Genomic DNA, 21,806 nt, shown 5'->3' with positions numbered 1-21,806 from the left:
AGTTCCATAAAGCCAGAGAACAAACAGCACGTATAAGTAACGTTCGTGACGTTACCCAAGGCCCATCTGGGAACGAATTGGTCAAACTTAAATTGGAAGACGGTTTTCAAGGGGAACCATGGCCATCTACTAATTCAAGTATAAGTCCGCAGGCAAAGATAACAGACCTTTCAATGGCCGGAGTTTATATGAATCGACTTATTCAACTACGCTTAGCGTAATCCTACATATAAAACATCTAGGGATGTTCACTTGGCTCGATGAATCAGCGATTATGGCCCACATACCTCGATGATTCATCTTGATCTGTTAGATCATGCGGAAACCCTATTGGTATAGAACCTGAATTTAGTGGCTTATCAAAGTGAGTGACTTTCATCTTTTTGAGACGTTTAGTATTGAAAATATGTAACTCTTCCTTGAGCTTGTCGAATTCATATATCCCACTAAAGTTAACATGCGCCCATGCCATGATCTGCCCTTCTGACAGCATTTTTATCTCCAGCTCTCGCTCTTCTGAATTCTCAATTTCGAGGAGCTTTTCGCTTATGTATAGATAATTCCAATAAATTACTGCATTTTGTATAAGGTCTGTAGCTAGGAGTTGCTGTTCCATTACCGCTTGCGATCCCCCAAGCTTCCTGCCTTTCGCCCAGCGGACGGCATTTGTGAAATTATTGGCTTGCTCACCTATATTGAGTTGCTTTTGAATAGAACCTCGCAACTCCTCATTGCTGAAATACCGCAAGGCAAATATACTTTTCTCGGCACGACCAAGGTGCTTTAGTGCCGCAAATAGAGGGTGTTCTTTGCTGTACGAGTTTAGACGCTCGAAAAGCTGAGATGCTGAACTTTTCCCTAATTTTATCGTGGCAACGAACCTAAGAACCTCGTCCCATTGAGATTCAATTTTATTCCAAGCGATAGTTTCACTCGGAGCAATCTTACAATTCCTAGTTGTGTAATAGGATTTTGGCCTCGCGCCATATAGCGGTTTATTGCTTAGTTTTTTTATCCTTGGGCAAAATGAGACTCCCATTAGATAAGATGTCGCAAACACTGCCTCAGTTTGCCCATGGGAATCTGTCGAAACCATTGTATATGGGGTTGTATTGTTAGATATCATATCCAAAACATAGGTTGCCTCTCGAGTCGCTGCATTGATAACCTTGGTCTCTACAACCCCCTGCTTGTCATTTACGGACAGGTAACGAACGACGCCGGCAGCGGAACCGAAATATTTAAATGATTTATCTGCCAGTAGTGAATCACCTAAAACAAGCAACTTTTGTCCGTCTGCACTGATATGAGTGACTTCCGAATTCCTCCGAAAAATACGACTCAAAGGAATCTCTTCAATCGCATCTAAAAGCAGGTCATTCGCCTCTCTTAATTTATCATTCAGAACTCTATGCCGAACGGCGTCAAGTAGTTTTGCACTTGAAATGGAATCACCGCTTCGTTTTGCCATAGGCCCAACACCAATATTACAACCGAGAGCAATGATAGCTGCCTCAATTATTTTTTGATCGACCTCACGGGAAACATGCCGGTTCGAATGATGAAAAAATCGATTCATGAACGGGACTGCTTTGTTAACTTCCCTAAGCAGTTTGATTAGATCAATATTTCCTACTTCATCCAAATAGTCAGATATAACCTGGGGAGCCGCTTCGTCATCCGCCTTTCTTCGATTCTTTAGTTTTGGTCGGTTGGTGTTTCTGTAAAACGTAAGCTCAGTATTTGAGCCATCCTTGTGCTCTTCGTTAATTTTGTCCCAGCCGTCGTTGAGAGTCACTTTGAAATAATGCTTGACGGATTCGAAGTCCTCGAATTGTGACATTCCAACACGCTTTAGAATCTTGTGCTTTTCTGCCCCCCATCTTTCCTCAGATACCAAATATGTCTGAAATGCACGATACCTATACCCCCACTTAAGGTTTGCTCTCCCTCCTTTTAGTCCCTTTTCCATGTAGTCAAATAACACCACTATGTGAGTATCGTCATGGCATTTTTGTTTAAGTATTTTTTTATGCTTGGTTTCCATATAACTAGTGGGGATATCATCTCCCAGCTGAAAGGCGACTATTGCGTCAAAAAGATTAGCATCTCCATACGTTGAATCGAATATCAACTGTTTCACGGTGGTAGTTAGTTGGGATAAAATGTTGTTTTCCGCCATTCGATTAAATATCGCTCGATCGCTCTTCCAATCGGAGAATGCTTGATTCATTGTATCGAGAGCTTTGTCACGATCTTCGTTTTCTGCAACTATCCCCTGAGCCAGTTTTACGACTTCTTCGACTTTTTGTTCCGCAGTCAGGTTAATGTCCTGGCCAATATCAATTATGTGGTTTGCAAACGTATCAATTTTATACCCATGCTTTATCACTGCCTCCATTTGCCCAATTGCCCCTTGGGCTGAATAAAACTCATCTTGGAGCTGTTTTTGAGCCTTATTTCGAGCCGTCTTAAATGCTTTTAAGAAGGCTTTCGCTGCCGCGTCCAGTCTATTATTGAACTCATGCGCACAAAACCCAATTAAGTACAGGCACTGCTTCTTCTTATTTCTAAGGTTCTTGATGCTCGCTACTGAGTTGCTCCTTACCCAATACTGATAATACGCAATCGCTTGATCGTTTAAATTTAGCACTTCAAGAATTGGCCTGAGTTCAATATGTAGTTTTTTCAGTCTCTCCAAAATTATGGCATTAGACTTCAGGGCTGCTGGCTTATGAGACTCATTCAGATCCTTAAGTTGGTTGATTGGGCACGATTTACCTTGCCCTTTCAAAAGATCTAGAAGATCGGATTCAAGATCTTTTGGCAAGTATTTATCCAAGTTACAGATCAGACGTTTTTCAACTACCCGATGGGTGCCTTCGACTAGTTCAAAAATATCTTTAAACTTTGGAATTATCCAACCTTGCTCCATGCAATGAGCAACAATTGATTCGAAAATAACTTCTGGACCGCATTGTTTTTCAGCCTGATCTTCTGCGAATTGCGTCAACTGCGATATAAGGCGTTTTGAAAGACTCTTTTTGGAAAGTAAATTTACAATCTTATCTTGATGCCTATGCGCATCTCGACGCGCCAGTTCTTCTTTTAAGCTCTTTAGGTCTTTCTTTGAGCGTATACGCTTCTTGAGATCGCTTAGCTTAGAATAATTAGTGACGACATAGGTAATATGCTCGTCTCTAAACTCACGTGGGCTGTAAAAGCGCGATTCAGCTTTACAGTATGCATACTGCAATATAAATAGAAGCCGGCTTTTGCTTTCACGGAGACTTAGATAATGAGCCTTCGCTAATTCAGTCAGACTGAAAAGCTCATAATAGAAGTCTTCATTATATTTTGATGGGGTATCGAACTCTTTTCTTCTAAGTTCAATAGTTTGCGTATTCGTAACTTTATTCATTGCTTTGGGGACCATGGCAATACAGCCCACTTGGCTTGCAGTAAAAGGAAATTAGTTAAAGCTCTATTTCTTCTACGAGGAAGGCAGAGTACGGTCACAAAGCTTCGTTTTTTGAGCATCACCCACAGCATTGTCCCGCATTTTGACCAAAACTCAGCTTGTGTACACCGAACGTGGAGCCCGAACAATTATGACTTACTTCCGTCAAATTCCAAGTGGGACTAATTTAGCTTTGTTAAATTTGTTAATATCCTAGACTCATAGCTGGTGCGGGGGCTGAATTTGTAAATCAGGAATCTGGGGTTTTCCGAAATTTAGCTAACCAGCCCTCAAGCTGCTTAATATATAACCATTTTCTGAATCGTACGATTCAGAAAATGGTTATATATTAAGCAAAAAAGAGTTACTATGCTCATCTAACGGGCATCATAACGTGCGTATATTTGTTTCGAGGATATATTTTTTGTCTCGACGAACTAAAGAACTACAAAGCAAAACAGCAAGTGCTTCTGCCACAAAGGAGCTTTACTCTGCTCTTGAGGCTGCGTACGGTCACTTTAACGATCACTTATTCAAAGGCTCACTCCCTGAAGTGGTTTTCACCATGCACCGGAGCGTTGGCACGCTCGGCTACTTCATCCCTGATCGTTGGGCGTCTGAAAAGAAAGGTACAAAACACGAAATCTCAATAAACCCTATCTACATTGGCAAATATCGCATCATTGACGTACTTGAGACCTTAGTTCACGAGATGGTGCATTGCTGGCAGTATTGCCATGGTCACCCATCAAGATCCGGTTACCACAACAAGGAATGGGCCTACAAGATGATTGATGTAGGATTGCAGCCCTCCTCTACTGGCCAGCCAGGTGGAGAGATTGTAGGTAACCAAATGAGTCACTATTCGCTAGAAGGTGGGCAGTTTCTGAGCTCAGCGACAGCATTAGTTAATGAAAAAAGTTTTAATTGGCCTTGGATCTATCGCGTTGCTTCGATAAAGCGCTCTCCGGTTGAACAACCCTTAAGCAATCACGCTGAACCAAACGAAGCGCCTTCAAGTTACGACATTCCATCCCCAGCTACAGTACACACAGAAGATCGCGCGTCTGAAAGCCCCCTATACCTTAATTTCAGTGACTTAGTACCTGAGGGGACTATTATCGAGCCAGTTGTAAAACCTAAACCCAGCAAATCTAAGTACATCTGCAATAGCTGCAGCTTAGCGGTTTGGGGCAAGCCCAACCTTAGGATTGGCTGTATAGATTGCGGCGTACAATTAGAAGAAGGAAATCTGAACAATCGCTGAAAGGAATCTTGATTATTTTCTTTAAAATCAAGAACCTAGAAGACTTACCGCATTAAAATCAAGAATTTCAAGAAATACCCATAATATGAATGACACGTCTAATTGAGATGACTGCGTTATCTGGAATTGACTTTAATTCATCTCGTAAAATTTCGTCCATTAATGCCCGTTTTAATGCCAAATATTGATCAATTATTGGCGCATTTGAGATGTAATATAAGTGATTAATTGGCTCTCGTTTCGGGTCCCATTCAAAAGGAATGAGCATAGAGGATAAGACATCAGCAAATTCCGATAACCCGCCACTACGAAACTCATTTAGAAATGAAAGAACCGCATTGATAAAGGCCTTTGGTGAATCGAAATTACGTTTCATGAAAAACTGATTAAACATAAATGAAAGGAATTCATTTTCTGATTCGGCGTTTAATCGGTCAATCTCTTCACCCGCGCCTTTGACGCCGCTTTCAAAATATACGGCGTTTATTTGCTTTTCGATCCACCATAACGAAATTCCATACACCACCAAGTGGTCATCAAGCTTTTTACGAACGGCCAATTTGTCCTCCTGCATGAGCGACCTCTCGATCTCACGTATCGACTTTAGCTCTGACGAAACCTCTTCGGAGTGGGCTAGAATTCGCTCACAAAGAAAAATTACTACATCTTCAGGGGCTTTAACACCTCTAAGAACGGCACCCTTAAACAAGCTGCTAATTTCATATGTTCTGGCGGGAAAAACTGTTTGTACCGCACGAGACGTAAGCGCTTGACGCAGTACGCTTCGAAGGTTATTAGTTTTACATCTATTAATAAGATTTACTAATGATCTACTAATTTCTGTATGTGTTGTACCTGCCGGTGGATTAAAGAGTAACGTTCTATTACTTTTCTTTCCCTTTCGAGGCTTTCTTTTCTTAGGTGATGTTCTTGCCATATGCTCGTCTTTTTTGTTCTTCTAGTACAGCTTGGTTTATTGAGGTTAAATATCTTATGAGCCTGTGGGCTAAATAAACCGCTATGCCTAGCAGATAGTGCGCCTCACTAAGCATCGGTGGATTTGTATTTATTGCAGCGCATTAGTGTAAAGGTGCACTTACAGGCGGCTAAACCACTATAATTAACTGGTATCCGCCAATAGATGTACAGCAAGGTTATTTCGAACAGCTTAGGGATGATGAATACAAACACAGCCCTTTTACGATTCGGCTATTTCACTATCAAATTTATCGGTATCCTTTATCGACATTATTTCTTATTGTGATAACTATTATGCGCTATTCCTAGCTCATCAAACTAAAAACCTGACAACCTTAAAGGTACTGTACTCGAGTGGTGTCATGCAATACTAGTGTAAACGTTGTTTAATGTGTGTAACTGAATCTAGGTGCGTGGCGCGCAATGTATTATTTGTGATGAGTAGGGCCTACAGTACTGATCAAAAAAACAAGCTGTGCTAATAAAAAGAATTAGAAACCGCCTTTTATTTAGTCTGATACTATCGTAACCCGAGAGCCGTATTGACAAATGAACAATGTTTTACCATTTCACCTAAAGTCTAATAGTACATAAAAGCTTAATTCCCCACAGACCAGTGGTAGTATTTTTGTTGATTCAGAGGGTAATACCGAGGTATCGACTAGTTGCACCAAACTAACGGGAAGCGGTACATATACATCACAGTATCAATTGTCATGATTTCGACCACGCACGCACGCATGCTAGGCTCTCTCCGTCATCGATCTATCCTCCGTTCAATCCACTGACAAGGACATCCTATGCTTACCGTATTTCGCCACATTACCCTATGGCTATGCCTACTGCTCTCGGTATCAGCGCTGGCCGACCAGCTTACTCCAAGCGAACGCGCGCCCAACGGACTTAGCATTCGCGCCGAGGCGAACGGTGATAGCCCTAAACTGGGTACGCTGCCAGTGGGTGAGCACGCCAAGATCCTAGGCGCCGTCCCCCGTTACTATAAAATCCGTACACAAACCGGTATCACCGGTTACGTCGCCAAAAGCTATTCCACCGTGCTCCCCGTCAATGACAGCCTAACCCTAGTAACTTGGAACCTTGAAGGTCCGGGCGGGCTCGACAACAAAGCGCTGGCGGAGTTTGGCGAATTTGTACAAGGTGCCGATGCGATTGTGATCGAAGAGACGCTTGGCCTTAACCAAACAAAGAATGCCGCCGAACGCGCCAATCTTGGTAACTGGTCACTTGCGGTCACGGATTTTGCGAAAGACAGCTATACCAACCCCTACAAGAAACAAGAGTTGGCCATCCTCACCCCTCACCCGCTCAGCGGCTCCATTGAAGTCGACCCTTACGCCAGTGACGATAGCCCCGCAATGCGTGAAGTGGATCAGGATTTTCAAGTCCCTGACTGGGTACCCAGTCAGCAACGTTCACGAAAAGGCGCACGCGGATGGTTGTGGGTGGATCTACCGACGTACCAATTAACGGTCATCGCGGTGCACCTCAAGTCCTCACAAGGTGCCAATGGCTATGCCGACAAAAGTAACAGCGACAAGCGTGAAGCCGTGGCTGCGGGGGTCGTTGAAGCCATTATTGATGATGTGGAAAAGCGTCCAACTTGGTCGTACGTTGTGATGGGCGATTTTAATGTCGCTCCCGGGGATGCGGCCAAGGTGGGCGTGGATTTTAATGCCTCCTGCACGACCAATACCTGTGTTGGTTACGACCAAACCCATGCCATTTTTGGTGCTGGGTTACGTGAAGGCTTTATGATGCGTAATCTGGTTGAAGGTTTAAGTGCGAGTTACGCGGCCGGTGACTTTGTGGACAGCCCCATCGATAACATTTATGCGTGGGGGCCAATTTTTGACTCGGTCACGAGGCTTTCCGTTGAGCGTGGTCCCCATTTTGGTTCTGACCACTACGCTGTAAAAGTGGCGCTAACATATTAGAAGGATAAGCGGGTGGGTACCGTGCCATCACGTCGCGCCCTACTGCCCCCGCAGTCACCGATTGCGCCCCCCTTTGGTAGGGGGTAAGTATCGAGGCCTCACTCTGCACTATATGTGGCTTTAAGCGCATCTGCCTTTAAAAATAGCGTCTGATCGCTCAGCTCTAAATTTGTCTTTCCAGTTATAAAACGGTTTCTCTGTGATGCCTAAAGACATTCAGTCGCGGATATTTTTGTATGAACGTAGCTCATTTAATAACTGAGGCAGCGGCTTAAAAGTCGCTCCACTCTGAACTCACCAGCGGACATACTTTTGTAGATAAACCTAGAGCTTTTGAGTATGCGATGTTCTAACCGACAACCTTCATCTTCTTGGCTAAAAGTCTTCAGTTAAATTATCCAGGAAATTAACCCCTTTCAGCTTATGTCGCTCTACCATTTCTTTAAGTGCCTCGCCACAATATAGGCTTCCACAGCGGTCGAATTTTGTTTTAAAAATTAAGTTGTTATCGATTGTATCCTTGGGAAACCCTATGCTTTTAATCCCCATCCATTGTTCATTCACAATATCCGACTTACTTTGACTGCTGTCTACCTCAACCACATTCAGGCAGTTAAATACTTTATAAGCTTCCCCATCAATAGTGATGGTCAAGAACTCTCCATAAGGTTCAAGATCAAGGCCTATTGCTTTATAGGCCACTGGGGACAACACCAAGTGTGAACGGTTCCAAGTTGTGATATCTGGTGCTTTGGTTTGCTCAAGGCCCTCAACTTTAATGAAAGATGCCCCTATATCAACCCAGCACTTAACCAGAGATTTGTTATCCCAAGGATAAGACTGGAATTCTTTAACTCCACCTAGTGCCCTACCAATAGTGAACATGAGTTTCTTCATATCTAAAGAAAGATTTAAGAAATTACTATGATTAAAACTGATTTTATACATCACGCCCATTCCACTCTTTATCAGGTTTTGCGGTTACTTTTTCCGGTTGAGTACCATTTTTGAGATGAACCCTAATCAAAGTTAGCTTGTCTCTAATCTCATTCTCACTGTGAAGGTTGATGATTTGACCGTGAACCCAACGTTCATAGTTGTGAGTGTGAATCCGGCTATGAGGCGTGGCGTTTGGCATTGACCAGTGCCCCCGATCATCGTCAGTCCTTGGCATCCAAACACCGTTATCAGGGTCATTGATTCGTATATCATGAGTGGCAAGAAGCAACCTTGCATCTTTTGTTATTTCTAGCTTTCCTTGTCCCTCTACAATGTGATGAGCAGTAAATCGTGGGCTCGGTTGAGCTCGTCCCGCAAGCCTAAGGTTATTCTCCAGTACTTTTGTTGGGTGATGATCCTCAGCATCATAGGCCTCAATTCTGTCGAAATCATCCTCAATGCTTTTGTATTCATCTCTATACTGCTTGAGCTGCCCCTCAACTGACAGTAAGCTCATAATACGGCCTCTCTCTAGATCCAATAGGGCTTTGGCCTTCTTCATCTCACCTAGCCTATGATCACGCTCCTCCGGAGTCTCGCCGCTTACTCTACGTTTTTTATAGTGATAATTCTTACAACGATTTTCGTACTGTTCTATCGATAAATCTAAAGGAGAAAGCTCCCAGACCTCCGGAGTAACTCGCTTGCCGTGATCGTATTCCATTTTCCACATGTCCTTTGTTATCCATACAACATTTTTCGTGTTTTATTGTTAATTGTCGAGGATATTCGATGCTTTCCCTTTCACTTCTTATCAGCTACATGTGGTACTTCAAAAATTTTTAAATATAGGCCCGATAAACCTTTACCTACAACGCAAAATAAGCACCATTTACAACGGTGATTGGAAATGGATATTGAGAATCACTAGCCTCTCTCCCCTTAACGCTAGCGACTAACCATTTAATCAATCGCCTAGAGGAATGCGCGACAGTTTTGACTCATGTTACGCTTATAAAAATTCGTAAAAAGTATTGATTACTATGCTTTCACATCGTTATGACAGATCAATACAGATGTTTCATTTGAGGATGATATGAAATTAATACTGTGTAGAGATTGTGGTGACGTTGTTAAGCTGATGCACAACCCAAGGCAATGTTTTTGTTGCGCGTCTGGCGGTAGATATACTGGAGTTGCTGGAAATGCCGAAGTCTGGGGGCCGATCATTCCTATAGGTTTTCATAACACCAGTTTCACCACCGCTTTAGAAAACCAACCAGAAAGCGGTCTTGGTAGGGATTTTGTTGCTTTCGTGATACCCAAAGAATGTGATTCCGTTAAGTCTATTGGAGAGGGAAAACCTAAATCTTAATTAGTATTCTGTTTTAAGCTCTATTATCCCATGTTGAGCTATATTAAAACTAATCGTAACCTAAACAAGCAGCAAGGACGCACGCATGTTAACTCTAACCCGAAAACCCTATATCGAAGACTCCTCGGAAGATAGCTCTCAAATTGAGCTTCATACTAAGGATGGGCTCGTTGTTATTGAACTCCTTAGTTCAAAAAACGGGCAAGCCAAGATAGGTATTGATGCACCAGAATCGGTACTAATTCTAAGGTCTGAACTAGCCGGCAATTAATATTAAAGAGTGACGTCAGGCCCATCTATAGAGGATTTGAAACATCGATAGGCGCTAAACCCCACTATTAATGTAGTGTTGAAAAGAGAGTTTTTACGTGTTTTTTCTCAAGGTTATCCTGTTACTTGGTTTATTGATAATCTATTGATGTGTCTAGTTTTTGTTCATGTTCAGAAGCGCTCCTACGTTAAATCTGATAGGTATTTTGGGAGTATTTGTATGCTAGATTACGCGTACAACGCTACTGGAAGATGCTAATTCGAATATGGCTATAGACTGGAATTTTCACAGAGGTGATCTCGTTAAAAAAATGCATGACGGGTACACCGCACTTGGTAGTAACCATCAAACTATTTTTGCAGACCGACAAAAAGGCAAAACACATTTTGCAACGCAAGACTTAATACCTGTCATGCAGGATGAAGGCTACTTCTGTGTATATGTTGATTTTTGGTCAAAGAAAGAAAGTCCTGGGCAGGCCTTTACTAGTGGAGTTATACAATCTTATAACAAGACAAGACTGCTTAAAAATGCCCTAGGATTTAGTGAGCTTAGATTCATTACACCTGACGCGCCCCCCCTTAACACCTCACTTGGTATTATCGATAATACGGTTTTAACTCCTAATACTGCTATCAACTGGCTATTAAACGTTTCCGATCGACAGCCAATCTTTATTGTTTTAGACGAAGTTCAACACCTCACAACCAATAGGGAATTTGATGAATTCACCGCTTCTTTACGAAGTTTCTTGGTTAACCAATCGCTCTTACGCAAGCATCTAATACAAACACTATTCATTGGGTCTGACCAAGTTAGGCTGGCAAGTCTTTTCGAAAACAGAAAAGCGCCATTCTACAAGGCGAGCTACATCTCGGCTTTTGAGGGTCTAGATAAAGAATTCAGTGACTTTGCTGTTGATTGCTTTGAGCAATCTAGAGATATAAACACTCTAGATAAGACGGAAGCGTATAAGCTTTTCAAAGACGGGGGGCGACTACCAGGCAGATTTATTGACTTACTACAGAAAATGGCAAGTGTTAAACGTTACGACTTAATAAAATCAGCGCAAGAGTTTAAGTACTTTCCAGATGAGACTATTACTTACCGTTAACTCCTCTAAAAGAACTAAATGAGCTGAATTAGCTACTTGCGTAACCAAGCGTCTAATGCTCAACCAATAGTGAGGATACGTTTCTCAATATCTAAAGACATGGTTCAAACTAATTATAAACTCCAAGCCTTTTCCACTTTTTGTCAGGTTTCGTAGTTACTTTTGCAATTGTCGTACTATTTTAAGGTGTACCCTACAAAACTTGCGTTAAGTTTACTTACACTTAACACTAGGTATGTCGTACCACTGTGTTAAATAATTAGACGACAATCTTTCTTGGCGCATTTCAAACCGTTGCCCCCCTCCTTGGCAAGCAAGCTTGACTGTACCACGCGAATATTTTTTGTCGATGTCATCCATAACACGCATAAGCGCAGCGCTTCTTTTGTTTTCCTCGATGGGAAATAAATCTCCCTGCCAGCTACTTGCTGGGCGTAGTTCGATAAGACCTACACCCGCTTTGGCATAGCGATAACCTTCTTTGTAAATGCGCTCAACTATTTGGCATGCGAGCTTTGCGATTCTGCGACTGTCATTACTTCCACCTGGTATCTTCTCACTGTATTCATCGGCAAATACATTCGTATCAAAACGACTAGTCAGGATATACACACTCAAACGCCCCGCATAAAGATCTTGAGACCGAAGCTTTTCACACGCTCGAGCAACATAGTTAGCGACAGCGACTTTCAGGTCACCTACAGATGTGAGCTTTTCTCCAAAGCTTCGACTACAAACTACGCTTTGCCGCACTTCAGGTACCAACTCCATAGGTATGCACGACTGTCCATTTAGCTCTTTAATTGTTCTAGCTAGGCAAACACCATTTAAAGCTCGAGCCTGTTCTTCCGACATAGCTGCAAGCTGTGCTGCTGTGTGAACCCCCATAGCTGTAAGTTTCTTATTCAGCCTCCGCCCCACACCCCAGACTTCCGAAACAGGTACCCGCTCACTTAACCACGTACGCTGAAGGTCATTCTCAATGATACAAACCCCATTTAAGCTTGGGATTTTTTTGGCAGCATACTGACCGAGCTTCGCCAATGTCTTGGTAGATCCAACTGACACACCCATAGGAATTCTCTGCTCACGATATACGCGCTGACGTAGGTGCTGAGCTAATGGCTTAAGCTCCCTCTCTGGCACAGCAGTAAAATCGCAAAAGCCTTCATCTATACTGTAGACCTCTAGGCTTGGTACCTCTGATTCAAGAGTGCTCATTATGCGGCGGCTGATCTCGCCATAGAGGGCATAGTTCGAGCTAAATACCTCGACTCCTGCTTTTTGAATCAAGGCTTTATGCTTAAAGAATGGGGCAAAGGCCGGGATATCAAAATCTTTGGCTTGCTGATTTAGAGCGACAACACAGCCGTCGTTATTGCTCAAGACAACAATGGGTTTTCCTCGAAGATCAGGACGAAACACGGTCTCACAACTAGCGTAGAAAGAGCGTTGATCGCACAAGGCAAACATAACTATACCTGCATCGTATTCTTAACCACCCAGATCACAATGCCCTCGATAATGGTATCAAGGTCTTCGGTAATGGGTATGGGAGGAAAGCTAGAGTTCGCCGCCAGTAAGCGCTGTTGCTTTAAGTCGAGTTTTTTGCAGGTTAATTCACCACATACACTGACAATTGCTATAGCACCTTGAACATAGGGCTGAGCTCTATCCACCACTAATAGATCGCCGTCGCTTATGCCCGCGCCATGCATGGACTCTCCCTCGGCCCGCGCAAAAAAGGTCGATGATGGATGCTTAATCAGGTACTCCGAGAGATTGAGTGTCTCTTCACTAAAGTCATCTGCAGGCGAAGGAAAACCACACGAAACTCTAGAGCTGTACATCACGTAACGATGGATCTTGTTGCTGTAAGGCTTATCAGAACGGGGTTCAAGGATGATATTAACTGGCATAGCAATGATACCTTAGCTGTACATTCATACAGTATATCATGCAGTGAAAGCTACGCATAATAATCACTGAATTCACCGCAATTCACCGCATTTTGGTGAATTCATCATCCCCCAGTGAATTCGTCATGATAACGGCGAATTGAGCAAAGTACTGATAGCAAGCAAAGGGCTATTTAATATTATTTGGCCGCTAGCTTTCGAACTCATTCAAATGGTGAGCGAACTAAGAGCTCTCGTTCGAAAGTAACGCCCTTTAATTCAAATGATTCAACAGCTTCTTTAAATAGCTGATTGCAATTGACCGTTAAACAAGATTGAGTTGGGCTCTTAAAGACCCGTGTTTTAGTAGATTCAGGTTTAAATTTGAAAGAGCTTAGACCTAAGCGAACATCAATTCCGGTATTTTTTGAAGCTTCATAGTTACGCCACAGGACAACGGCACCGAAAAACAACACAAAATAGATTGACAAAAAACAAACAATTAATGCGTTTAACGCCCTCCCATTTTGAGAGGGCCTCCTTTAAACTTATCTAGTTTCTTGTCTGTGTATCCACTGGTACAAAATCGGAAGTACAAGCAGTGTTAAAATTGTCGATGAAATAATACCGCCAATCACAACCGTTGCGAGCGGCCGCTGTACTTCAGCACCAGTACCTGTATTCAAGGCCATGGGTACAAAACCTAGGCTAGCCACCAACGCGGTCATCAAAACCGGCCGCAAACGTATCATTGCGCCCTCTATGATTGATTCATTTAGCCGTCCTGTTTCATGCCAGAGCTGACGAATAAAAGCCAGCATCACCAAGCCATTGAGTACGGCCACTCCAGAAAGAGCAATAAAACCAATACCGGCGGAGATAGACATCGGCATATCGCGCAAATATAAAGACAACACACCGCCCGTGAGCGCGAGCGGAACACCACTGAAAATAATCAAAGCATCTTTGAGCGAAGAGAACGCCATCACCAGAATGCCCAAAATGACCAGAAGAGTTAGCGGAACCACTATGGATAGACGCTGACTGGCCGATTCCAATTGTTCAAAAGTACCGCCATAATCCAACCAATAACCGGGGGGGATGTCAGTCTTTTCGCGAATTGTTTCCTGTACTTCTTTTACAAAGCTGCCCAAGTCACGACCACGTACGTTAGCCGTTACCACAATGCGACGTTTGCCGTTTTCACGACTGATTTGCGCAGGCGCAGGCGAGATGTCTAAAGTTGCGATATCTTCTAGAGGAACATAGTCGCCGTTTGTAAGCGGGACAGGCAGAAACTTCAATCGATCAATGTCTCGGCGTGTGGTCTCTGGCAAGCGCACAATGAGCTCAAAACGTCTATCGCCTTCATAAACAATGCCTGCCGATTCGCCACCAATGGCTGCGGATACCCAGTCTTGCAATTCAGCGACATTTAATCCGTAACGACCTAAGGCTGTGCGATTGGGTATCACTGAGAGTGTCGGCAAGCCGGTGACCTGCTCGACGCGCGCATCCGCCGCCCCTTCAATACCATTTACAACCTTAAGCACATCGCTTGCCGTCAGTACCAGTTGGTCTAGGTCATCACCAAATATCTTGATGCCCAAGTCTGAACGCACGCCCGAAATTAATTCGTTAAAGCGCATCTGAATCGGTTGGGTAAACTCGTAGTTGTTGCCAGGCAATTCTTCCAGTGCGCGCTCTATCTCCTCAACAAGTTCATCCTTGGTTTTAGTGGTGTCTGGCCACTCACTTCTTGGTTTAAGGATCACAAAGTTATCCGCAACATTAGGTGGCATAGGGTCGGTCGCCACTTCTGCTGTACCGATACGCGCAAAAACCTTATCGACTTCGGGAAAGGATTTAATTCTTTTCTCAAGGATTTCCTGCATTTCCACCGCTTGTTCAAGCCCCGTGCCAGGAATACGCATCGCGTGAAGAGCGATGTCACCTTCATTCAGTTGCGGAATAAATTCAGATCCCATGGTTGAAGCCAACCACAAACAAAACACCACTAAGCAGGTAGCAAAACTCACCACAGCCAAGCGGAATTTAAGCGCAAGTTTGAGTAACGGGCGGTAAGCCAATTTAGCCTTAGTGATGACAATACTTTCCTTTTCACTGATTTTGCCATTCATAAACACGGCGACCGCAGCGGGCACGACGGTTAGCGAAAGTGCCATGGCGAAAAGTAGGGCCATGACCACGGTTGCCGCCATTGGATGAAACATTTTTCCTTCAACCCCAGTGAGACTAAAGATTGGAATGTAAACGATGGTAATAATGGCAACACCAAATAAGCTTGGGCGAATGACTTCCGATGTGGCTTCGAACACGGTATTCAAGCGTTCACGTAAATCTTGCTGGCCGTTTTTATGTTGATGCTCGCCCAAGCGGCGAACACAGTTTTCAACAATAATCACAGCACCGTCGACGATCAAACCAAAATCGAGTGCGCCAAGGCTCATTAAATTCGCAGAGACTCCCGTTTTCACCATGCCGGTAATGGTCATCAACATAGCTAAGGGAATTACAGCAGCAGTGATCAGCGCCGCGCGAAAGTTGCCCAACAAAAGAAACAGCACAACGATGACCAGAAGTGCACCTTCCATAAGGTTTTTGGAAACCGTTGCAATCGCTTTGTCGACCAATGCCGTGCGGTCGTAGACGGCTTCAGCGACTACGCCCTCTGGTAATGAGGCTTGAATATCATCTAGCTTACTCGCCACGTCTTGCGCAACGGTGCGCGAATTAGCACCGATCAACATCATCGCGGTGCCTAAAACAGTTTCTACGCCGTCTCGTGTTGCGGCACCAGTGCGTAATTCCTTACCGATATCGATATCGGCCACGTCTTTAATTTTAATGGGCACGGTGTCATGTTCGGTGATAATGACATTACCGATGTCTTCGATCGAAGCAAGCTGGCCTGGTGAGCGCACCAGGAGTTGTTGGCCGTTACGTTCAATATAACCCGCGCCACGGTTATCATTGTTAGCCTTTAAAGCTTGTACAAGATCTTCGATACTGACCTTATAAACGAGCAACTTTGTAGGATCCGGCATCACGTGGTATTGCTTGTTGTAGCCACCAATACTGTTTACTTCAATAACACCTTTCACCTGTGCAAGCTGCGGTTTGATAATCCAGTCTTGGATTTCCCGTAATGCGGTCGCGGTGTAAGGCTCGCCATTGGCCATTTTTGCGTTGGCTTCGGCCTGTACCGTGTACATAAAAATCTCACCTAATCCAGTAGAGATGGGCCCCATCTCAGGCTCAAGCCCTGGCGGGAGAACACTCTTTATTGCGCCGAGCCTGGCGCTTATCAGGTTGCGCGCAAAATAAATATCCGTACCTTCCTCGAAGACCACAGTCACTTGCGACAAACCGTAACGTGAAAGAGAGCGTGTGTACGAAAGCTTGGGCAAGCCGGCTAATGCGGTTTCCACTGGATAGGTAATGCGTTGCTCCGATTCCAGTGGTGAGTAACCTGGTGCTGCTGTATTAATTTGTACCTGGACGTTGGTGATATCTGGAACGGCATCGATGGGGAGCTTTTGATAACTCCACGCACCGACACCGACGATCACAAAAATAAAACATAAAATCAGTAAGCGCCGCTCGATCGCGAGGCGCAAAATTGAATCAATCATAGCGTGCCTCGATTAGTGATCGTGTTCTGCTTCGGATTTTTCGATATCAGCTTTAATTAAATAGCTATTCTCACTGACATATCTACTGTTCGCCTCAAGCCCATCGATAACTTCATAGAAATGATCATCACTTTTACCCAACACAAGTGGTGTAAAGCGATAATCATCACCGGCCTTAACGAATACGCCTTGGCGTCCACCCAGCGTTTGCACCGCATCTTTTACTACCGCTATAGGAACCGAAAAACGGCCGGTTTCCACGCGCGCTTCAATCATTATTCCCGGAGATAAAGTGTGTTTCTTATTGGCCAACAAGACGCGCGCCACCATATAAGGAGATTCCATTGACGCCACCATGTGATCCACTTTGGATTCCACACTGATATTGCTTGCTAGTATGTGAACCGCTTGACCTTCTGTAACCGAAGACTGCTGTGCAGGATAGACACGCAGTTCCGCCCAAACAGTGTCAAAGTTTGCGATGGAAAACAGAACCTGGTCTTTTGTCACTTCGCCGGTATTGGCATGACGCTGAACTATTCGTCCAGTAATCGGCGAGCGGATTGCATAAGTTTTCAGACTTTCATTGGATTCAATTTCAGCCAATACGTCGCCAGTTTTTACTCGATCACCAAGGGTGACTTTGACAGAGGTAACCATACCCTCAAAACGCGCACGTACATGACTAAGTTGTTCCGGTGCAGGAACAATCGCGCCGTATACCGTAATGGTCTGATGAAGCTCCTGCGAACCCGCCACTGAGGTAACGATACCCACTTGCTTGGCCATAGAATCTTCTATACGGCTAGAGTTAGCCTCACCGTGCTCGTGTTCATCTTCTTCTCCTTCTCCATGAACACCGTGGTCATGACCATGCCCATCATCCTGATCAACATGGTCCTCGTGCTCGTCATGATCACCCTCTTCAAGGTGCGGTGCATGTTGTTCTGATGCTTCATGCTCGTGCTCGTGCTCGTGCTCGTGCTCTTCCTTCGACCAAGCATTTAATGGAGAAATACTGAATAGCAACACCTGGGCAAAGAGCGTAGCTAAAACCAACTTTTTCTTTTTAGTTTTTTTGTTAGGGAGCAATGTTGTTAAGGTCTTCATTATTTCTCTCCCTTTGCTTCTTCTTTTCTGTCATGCGCGCGATCATGATCGTCAAGGTGTTCTGAATCCTGCTCTTTGTGATCTATATGATCGTCGTGTCGCGCATGATCGCCTTCAGCATGACGTTCTTTATGCTTTTCGGAATGCCCATGTTTATGGCCATAGTCGTCTGCTGCGAAAGCGGACATATTGAAAGCAAAAATATATACGGTCAGTAATGTGATAAATAAGGTTTTCATAGTCATAAACTCCTAAGGCCTGATACGGATCAAACCTGAATAAAACGGTTTAAACATTAAGGGTTGAGTGCTTCACTTGTTAGCTTTTCAATGACAGCCTGACTCACGAGAGCTGTTGTGGCGGCATCGATAAGCGCCTGCTTACTGGCGAGCAATTCTTCCTGGGCGGCGATTAAATCAAGGTAGCGATAACGCCCATGTTCAAAACCTTCTGTAGTCAGCTTGAGAGCTTTCTCCAAAGCGGGAATAGCAGATTTTTGGGTAAGATTAATGGCAGCAATGCTTTGTTTTCTTAGTGACCAGCTCTCAAAAAGCCGTGCATGTAATTGTAAAAGTTGATCTTTTTTTGCGTAATCCACAGCATTCCGTTGAGCAAGTGCGGTCTTAACTTCGCCGCTGTTGCGCTTACCTGAGAATAGGGGGATAGAAAGCCCGGCGACAAATGCCGAATCCCCTGTTTCTTCAAAGCGTTTTATACCTGCTCGCCAGCTTAAATCGCTGCTACCGTTCGCACGTGCCAGTGTTATCTGCGCATCTCTAATGCGCGCCTCACTAGCAAGTACCTGTATGGCGGGAGATTTTTGAATACGTGCATAAAGCTGCTCAAAACTGGTGGTAGTTCCAAAATTAAAAAGACTACCTTCCAGCATGTCAAAACTTACGCTAGTCTCACCCCAGAATCGAGCAAGCAATATTTGTTGACGTTCAAATTTCGCCTGCAGTGTAGCGAGCCGAATCTCGGATCGCGTAAGCGCCGCATGAGCGCGCATTACTTCGGCTTCCGGTGTGGCACCTCGTGCAGAGCGTATTTTTACTGTATTAAGCAGCGATTTGGATAAGGCCAATGATTCTTTAGCCAGTTGCATGTTAGCTTGCGTCGCCAATCCTTCGATATAAAGCTCGGTTAATTTTCCGAGCACGTCGAGTGTTTCGGCTTGTTGTTCCCACTTGGCTTGATTTAAACGGGCATCCGCATAAGAGAGGCGCGCCTGACGCTTACCGCCAAGCTCGATCACTGATGACAGTGCAAGTGTGGTTTCCGCTGATTCAAAGCCTTCATTAGCTCCTGAGCCAGCAAAGTTTTCGACCTCTAACTCAAGCGCCAACGCTGGGCGGAAGGAGTTATTTTGTTTTTGCGCGGTCAATGCTTCTGTCGTGAAGCGGTATCGAAAAAGTTGAGGGTTATGTGCCAGCGTTAGTTCCAACGCTTTTTTTAAAGTTAGTGCATTCAGATTTTCTGTAGCTAGAGCCGTAACTGAATTACAGAGTAAAACCATAAGGCAGAGCCAAGTGCACTTACACCTGGAAAGTAAGGTATTTCGCATGGAAAAGTCCTAATTAAAGTCGTGATTTCCGCTAGAGCGGGTCAATACATTTTTAAAAGGACTTAAGCTTTGGGAGGGCGCAGAAAAGTATCGAAAGTGTCCGCGATAACGCGGTCAGAATAATCGGGAACAGGAGATGAAGCCCTGTTCAAATAAATGCAATCAAAAGCTAATACAAAAGCGGGTGAGGAATGCCCCTGGCAATGACAACAATGGTGGCAATCATGCTCTCCACTTTCAGATTGGGCAATGGAGTCAGTAAGGCGCTCACCTTCTGGGTGCTGATGATCGTCAAAGGCCAAATGCTCTAAGCCCGATTGGTGTGCCGCATGAATATCAGCCACACTTGCCGCTGACTGTATAGTCATAAGCAGCAGAAGCAGATAGGTTAAGGCACGTAATTTCACAGGATTAAAATCAGTTGATCTAGTTAATGAGGCGAGTATAGACTCTATAGCTAGTATAGAGTCAAGGATTTGGTAGTGAAAATTGGTAAATTGTCTAAATCAAGCGGTTGCTCAATTCAGACCATTCGCTATTACGAAAAGGTGGGGCTTATCGCAGCCTCCTCACGTACTGAGGGGAACTTTCGCCTTTACGATAATCACACCCTTGAAAAACTGCAGTTTATTAAGCATTGCCGCTCCCTAGATTTGACCCTCAAAGAAATCAAGCAGCTGAACGAGCTAAAAAGTTCACCTGAATCCGGTTGCGAGGAGGTTAATTACATGATCGACCACCATCTAAACCTCGTGGAGTCACGTATCGAAGAACTTAAAAAACTCCACCTTGATTTGAGTACCCTGAGACATCGCTGCACGAGTTCCAAAAAGGTCGGGCAGTGTGGAATTTTAGAGGGACTTGCTCCCCCCCCCCACACACACAAATAAAGAGAGGTAGTTAGATGAACTCATGACACTTTCCCAAAGGTGCCTCTCAGGTATGTTTGTTATACAAAGACCAGTGATGCGGTAAATTCCCCTAGAGATTACCTTTAGGTCCCAGATTTCAATTGTTCGAGTTGTGTACTTAAGACTCTTTGATCATCCGTTAGGAGTTGGTTTTGCTCCAGCACTGACGCTATTTTGTTTTCTAGTTTCGTATTTTTAGATTTAAGTTCATCAACTAGCAAGCCTAATTGCCCTTTTTCAGCTGACATTCTTCCAAAATTTTCAGCGTTTTCTGCGAGCGCTGCAGAGGCATTATCATATTGGTTTTGATAGTGTGTGCTTGAAGTTCGCGCGTTATCTCTTTGCCTAGCTATTTCGTTTAGCTCAACTTGCAGCGATTCGGTTTGCTCGCTGTTACTCAGCAGCGCCTGATTAAGGTTATTATTGTCTGACAGCGTGGTTGAATATAAGACTTCTATCTTCGACAGCTTAACTTCGGTGGTTCGCACAACTTCCGTCAATGCAGCGATGCGTTCTTGCAAGGTGCGCTGAGCAGCCTGTGCGCTTTGTTGCTCTCGTTCTCTTTCCCGCGCACTTTGCTGTTGAAAGTGCGTAAGGTGATCGCGCATACGGCCTCGCTCGACTTTAAGCTCATTGATTTCGTTTTCCCGCTCAGCGAGCCGAGTCTGGCCTTTAATTAGGCTCGCTGTTTTACCTTCCAGCTCCGTTGTTACAGCCTTACGCTTTGCCTCTTCGTCATCTAAAATTTTCTGAGCCTCTTTAAGGCGTTCTTTAAGTGATTGACATTCATCCTCTAAACGGCGAGTCCTGCTCTTTTCCGTAATCAAGTCTGCCTCTTTCTGTCGGCACTTTACTGCCATTTTTTCTTCGGCATCAGCGATGCGTAGGTTCGCCTCCGCTTGACAGGCTTCAAACACCGTTTTTGCGGCCGTCAATATTGAAGGTGGGAGCCCTGGGGCATCCTGGTGAACTTCTGATTCGAGACGCCAACGCTTTAACAGCGGAGCTATTGTGCTTTTACTTCCTGTTCCAAGGTGCGCTCGTACACGATCAATCGTAGGTGCCGCGCCCTGCCCCTGAATAGCTTGGGCGGCTTGTTGAATATCGTAATAGGTAACACCGGGTCGCGCCATTATTGCCTCTCTGATTATTTCATACTGTATTACAGGGTACGTATTATAACGTAATATTTATAAGGAAAAGTAATTAAAACATTAGATTTCTAACCTACGATAATGACTCTTATCGCAGGTTAGAAATATAGGGTAAACTTAGCTCATTCAAAAACACGGTACACACCCTGTTTCA

18 protein-coding genes are annotated in these 21,806 nt (G+C 44.3%); 6 read left to right on the top strand and 12 right to left on the bottom strand.

Annotation, left to right across the window (positions count from 1 at the left end):
- Nucleotides 1–265: 265 nt before the first annotated feature.
- A complete protein-coding gene (locus AB1S55_RS12955) occupies nt 266–3,421 on the bottom strand; it encodes a Tn3 family transposase (RefSeq protein WP_370978601.1) in 3,156 nt (1,051 codons plus the stop codon).
- A gap of 463 nt (nt 3,422–3,884) precedes the next feature.
- Here AB1S55_RS12955 and AB1S55_RS12950 point away from each other — a divergent pair, with 463 nt between their 5' ends.
- Nucleotides 3,885–4,727 carry a SprT-like domain-containing protein gene (locus AB1S55_RS12950; RefSeq protein WP_370978600.1) on the top strand — a complete coding sequence of 281 codons (843 nt, stop codon included), beginning with the start codon at nt 3,885–3,887 and terminating at the stop codon, nt 4,725–4,727.
- A 67-nt stretch (nt 4,728–4,794) separates the two neighbouring features.
- Here AB1S55_RS12950 and AB1S55_RS12945 read toward each other — a convergent pair whose 3' ends face one another.
- Nucleotides 4,795–5,664: a hypothetical protein gene (locus tag AB1S55_RS12945; RefSeq protein ID WP_370978599.1), complete on the bottom strand. Its 870-nt coding sequence runs from the start codon at nt 5,662–5,664 to the stop codon at nt 4,795–4,797.
- Nucleotides 5,665–6,505: 841 nt separating this feature from the next.
- Here AB1S55_RS12945 and AB1S55_RS12940 point away from each other — a divergent pair.
- Nucleotides 6,506–7,660 (top strand): SH3 domain-containing protein, encoded by a 1,155-nt coding sequence (locus AB1S55_RS12940; RefSeq protein WP_370978598.1) that lies wholly within the window; start codon nt 6,506–6,508, stop codon nt 7,658–7,660.
- A 375-nt stretch (nt 7,661–8,035) separates the two neighbouring features.
- Here AB1S55_RS12940 and AB1S55_RS12935 read toward each other — a convergent pair whose 3' ends face one another.
- Together AB1S55_RS12935 and AB1S55_RS12930 are read right to left on the bottom strand one after the other, a co-directional pair.
- Nucleotides 8,036–8,608: a hypothetical protein gene (locus tag AB1S55_RS12935; RefSeq protein WP_370978597.1), complete on the bottom strand. Its 573-nt coding sequence runs from the start codon at nt 8,606–8,608 to the stop codon at nt 8,036–8,038.
- Entirely contained in the window at nt 8,601–9,323 is a 723-nt protein-coding gene (locus tag AB1S55_RS12930; RefSeq protein WP_370978596.1) for an AHH domain-containing protein, read from the bottom strand. Before AB1S55_RS12930 ends, AB1S55_RS12935 begins: the two co-directional genes overlap by 8 nt.
- A gap of 372 nt (nt 9,324–9,695) precedes the next feature.
- Between AB1S55_RS12930 and AB1S55_RS12925 the strand changes: the two genes are divergently transcribed.
- From AB1S55_RS12925 to AB1S55_RS12915, 3 genes are all read left to right on the top strand, one after another.
- Nucleotides 9,696–9,974, top strand: coding sequence for a hypothetical protein (locus tag AB1S55_RS12925; RefSeq protein WP_370978595.1), 279 nt, complete (start codon nt 9,696–9,698; stop codon nt 9,972–9,974).
- Nucleotides 9,975–10,059: 85 nt separating this feature from the next.
- Nucleotides 10,060–10,245 (top strand): carbon storage regulator, encoded by a 186-nt coding sequence (locus AB1S55_RS12920; protein ID WP_370978594.1) that lies wholly within the window; start codon nt 10,060–10,062, stop codon nt 10,243–10,245.
- Nucleotides 10,246–10,510: 265 nt separating this feature from the next.
- Nucleotides 10,511–11,359 (top strand): hypothetical protein, encoded by an 849-nt coding sequence (locus AB1S55_RS12915; RefSeq protein ID WP_370978593.1) that lies wholly within the window; start codon nt 10,511–10,513, stop codon nt 11,357–11,359.
- A 213-nt stretch (nt 11,360–11,572) separates the two neighbouring features.
- Here AB1S55_RS12915 and AB1S55_RS12910 read toward each other — a convergent pair whose 3' ends face one another.
- The 7 genes from AB1S55_RS12910 to AB1S55_RS12880 all read right to left on the bottom strand — a co-directional run bounded on the left by AB1S55_RS12910 (nt 11,573) and on the right by AB1S55_RS12880 (nt 19,955).
- Nucleotides 11,573–12,832, bottom strand: coding sequence for a Y-family DNA polymerase (locus AB1S55_RS12910; protein WP_370978592.1), 1,260 nt, complete (start codon nt 12,830–12,832; stop codon nt 11,573–11,575).
- Nucleotides 12,833–12,834: 2 nt separating this feature from the next.
- Entirely contained in the window at nt 12,835–13,278 is a 444-nt protein-coding gene (locus AB1S55_RS12905) for a LexA family protein (protein WP_370978591.1), read from the bottom strand.
- 527 nt (nt 13,279–13,805) lie between these two features.
- The gene (locus AB1S55_RS12900) at nt 13,806–16,913 is read right to left on the bottom strand and encodes an efflux RND transporter permease subunit (RefSeq protein WP_370978590.1); all 3,108 of its coding nucleotides are present in this window, start codon (nt 16,911–16,913) and stop codon (nt 13,806–13,808) included.
- A 12-nt stretch (nt 16,914–16,925) separates the two neighbouring features.
- The gene (locus AB1S55_RS12895) at nt 16,926–18,023 is read right to left on the bottom strand and encodes an efflux RND transporter periplasmic adaptor subunit (protein ID WP_370978589.1); all 1,098 of its coding nucleotides are present in this window, start codon (nt 18,021–18,023) and stop codon (nt 16,926–16,928) included.
- Nucleotides 18,023–18,262 (bottom strand): hypothetical protein, encoded by a 240-nt coding sequence (locus tag AB1S55_RS12890; RefSeq protein ID WP_370978588.1) that lies wholly within the window; start codon nt 18,260–18,262, stop codon nt 18,023–18,025. The genes AB1S55_RS12895 and AB1S55_RS12890 overlap by 1 nt, the downstream gene beginning before the upstream one ends.
- 56 nt (nt 18,263–18,318) lie before the next feature.
- Nucleotides 18,319–19,539, bottom strand: coding sequence for a TolC family protein (locus AB1S55_RS12885; protein WP_370978587.1), 1,221 nt, complete (start codon nt 19,537–19,539; stop codon nt 18,319–18,321).
- Between the two features lie 110 nt (nt 19,540–19,649).
- Nucleotides 19,650–19,955, bottom strand: a complete 306-nt coding sequence (locus AB1S55_RS12880) for a hypothetical protein (RefSeq protein WP_370978586.1) — start codon at nt 19,953–19,955, stop codon at nt 19,650–19,652.
- 114 nt (nt 19,956–20,069) lie between these two features.
- Here AB1S55_RS12880 and cadR point away from each other — a divergent pair, with 114 nt between their 5' ends.
- On the top strand, nt 20,070–20,477 hold the full coding sequence (gene cadR / locus AB1S55_RS12875) for a Cd(II)/Pb(II)-responsive transcriptional regulator (RefSeq protein ID WP_370978585.1): 408 nt from the start codon (nt 20,070–20,072) through the stop codon (nt 20,475–20,477).
- A 104-nt stretch (nt 20,478–20,581) separates the two neighbouring features.
- Here cadR and AB1S55_RS12870 read toward each other — a convergent pair whose 3' ends face one another.
- Nucleotides 20,582–21,631, bottom strand: a complete 1,050-nt coding sequence (locus tag AB1S55_RS12870) for a DNA-binding protein (protein WP_370978584.1) — start codon at nt 21,629–21,631, stop codon at nt 20,582–20,584.
- Nucleotides 21,632–21,806 lie beyond the last annotated feature (175 nt).

It is taken from the genome of Agaribacterium sp. ZY112, assembly GCF_041346925.1.
GTDB lineage: Bacteria > Pseudomonadota > Gammaproteobacteria > Pseudomonadales > Cellvibrionaceae > Agaribacterium.
The sequence above is the reverse complement of the archived record's forward strand: the minus strand, read 5'-3'. Positions and strand labels throughout refer to the sequence as shown.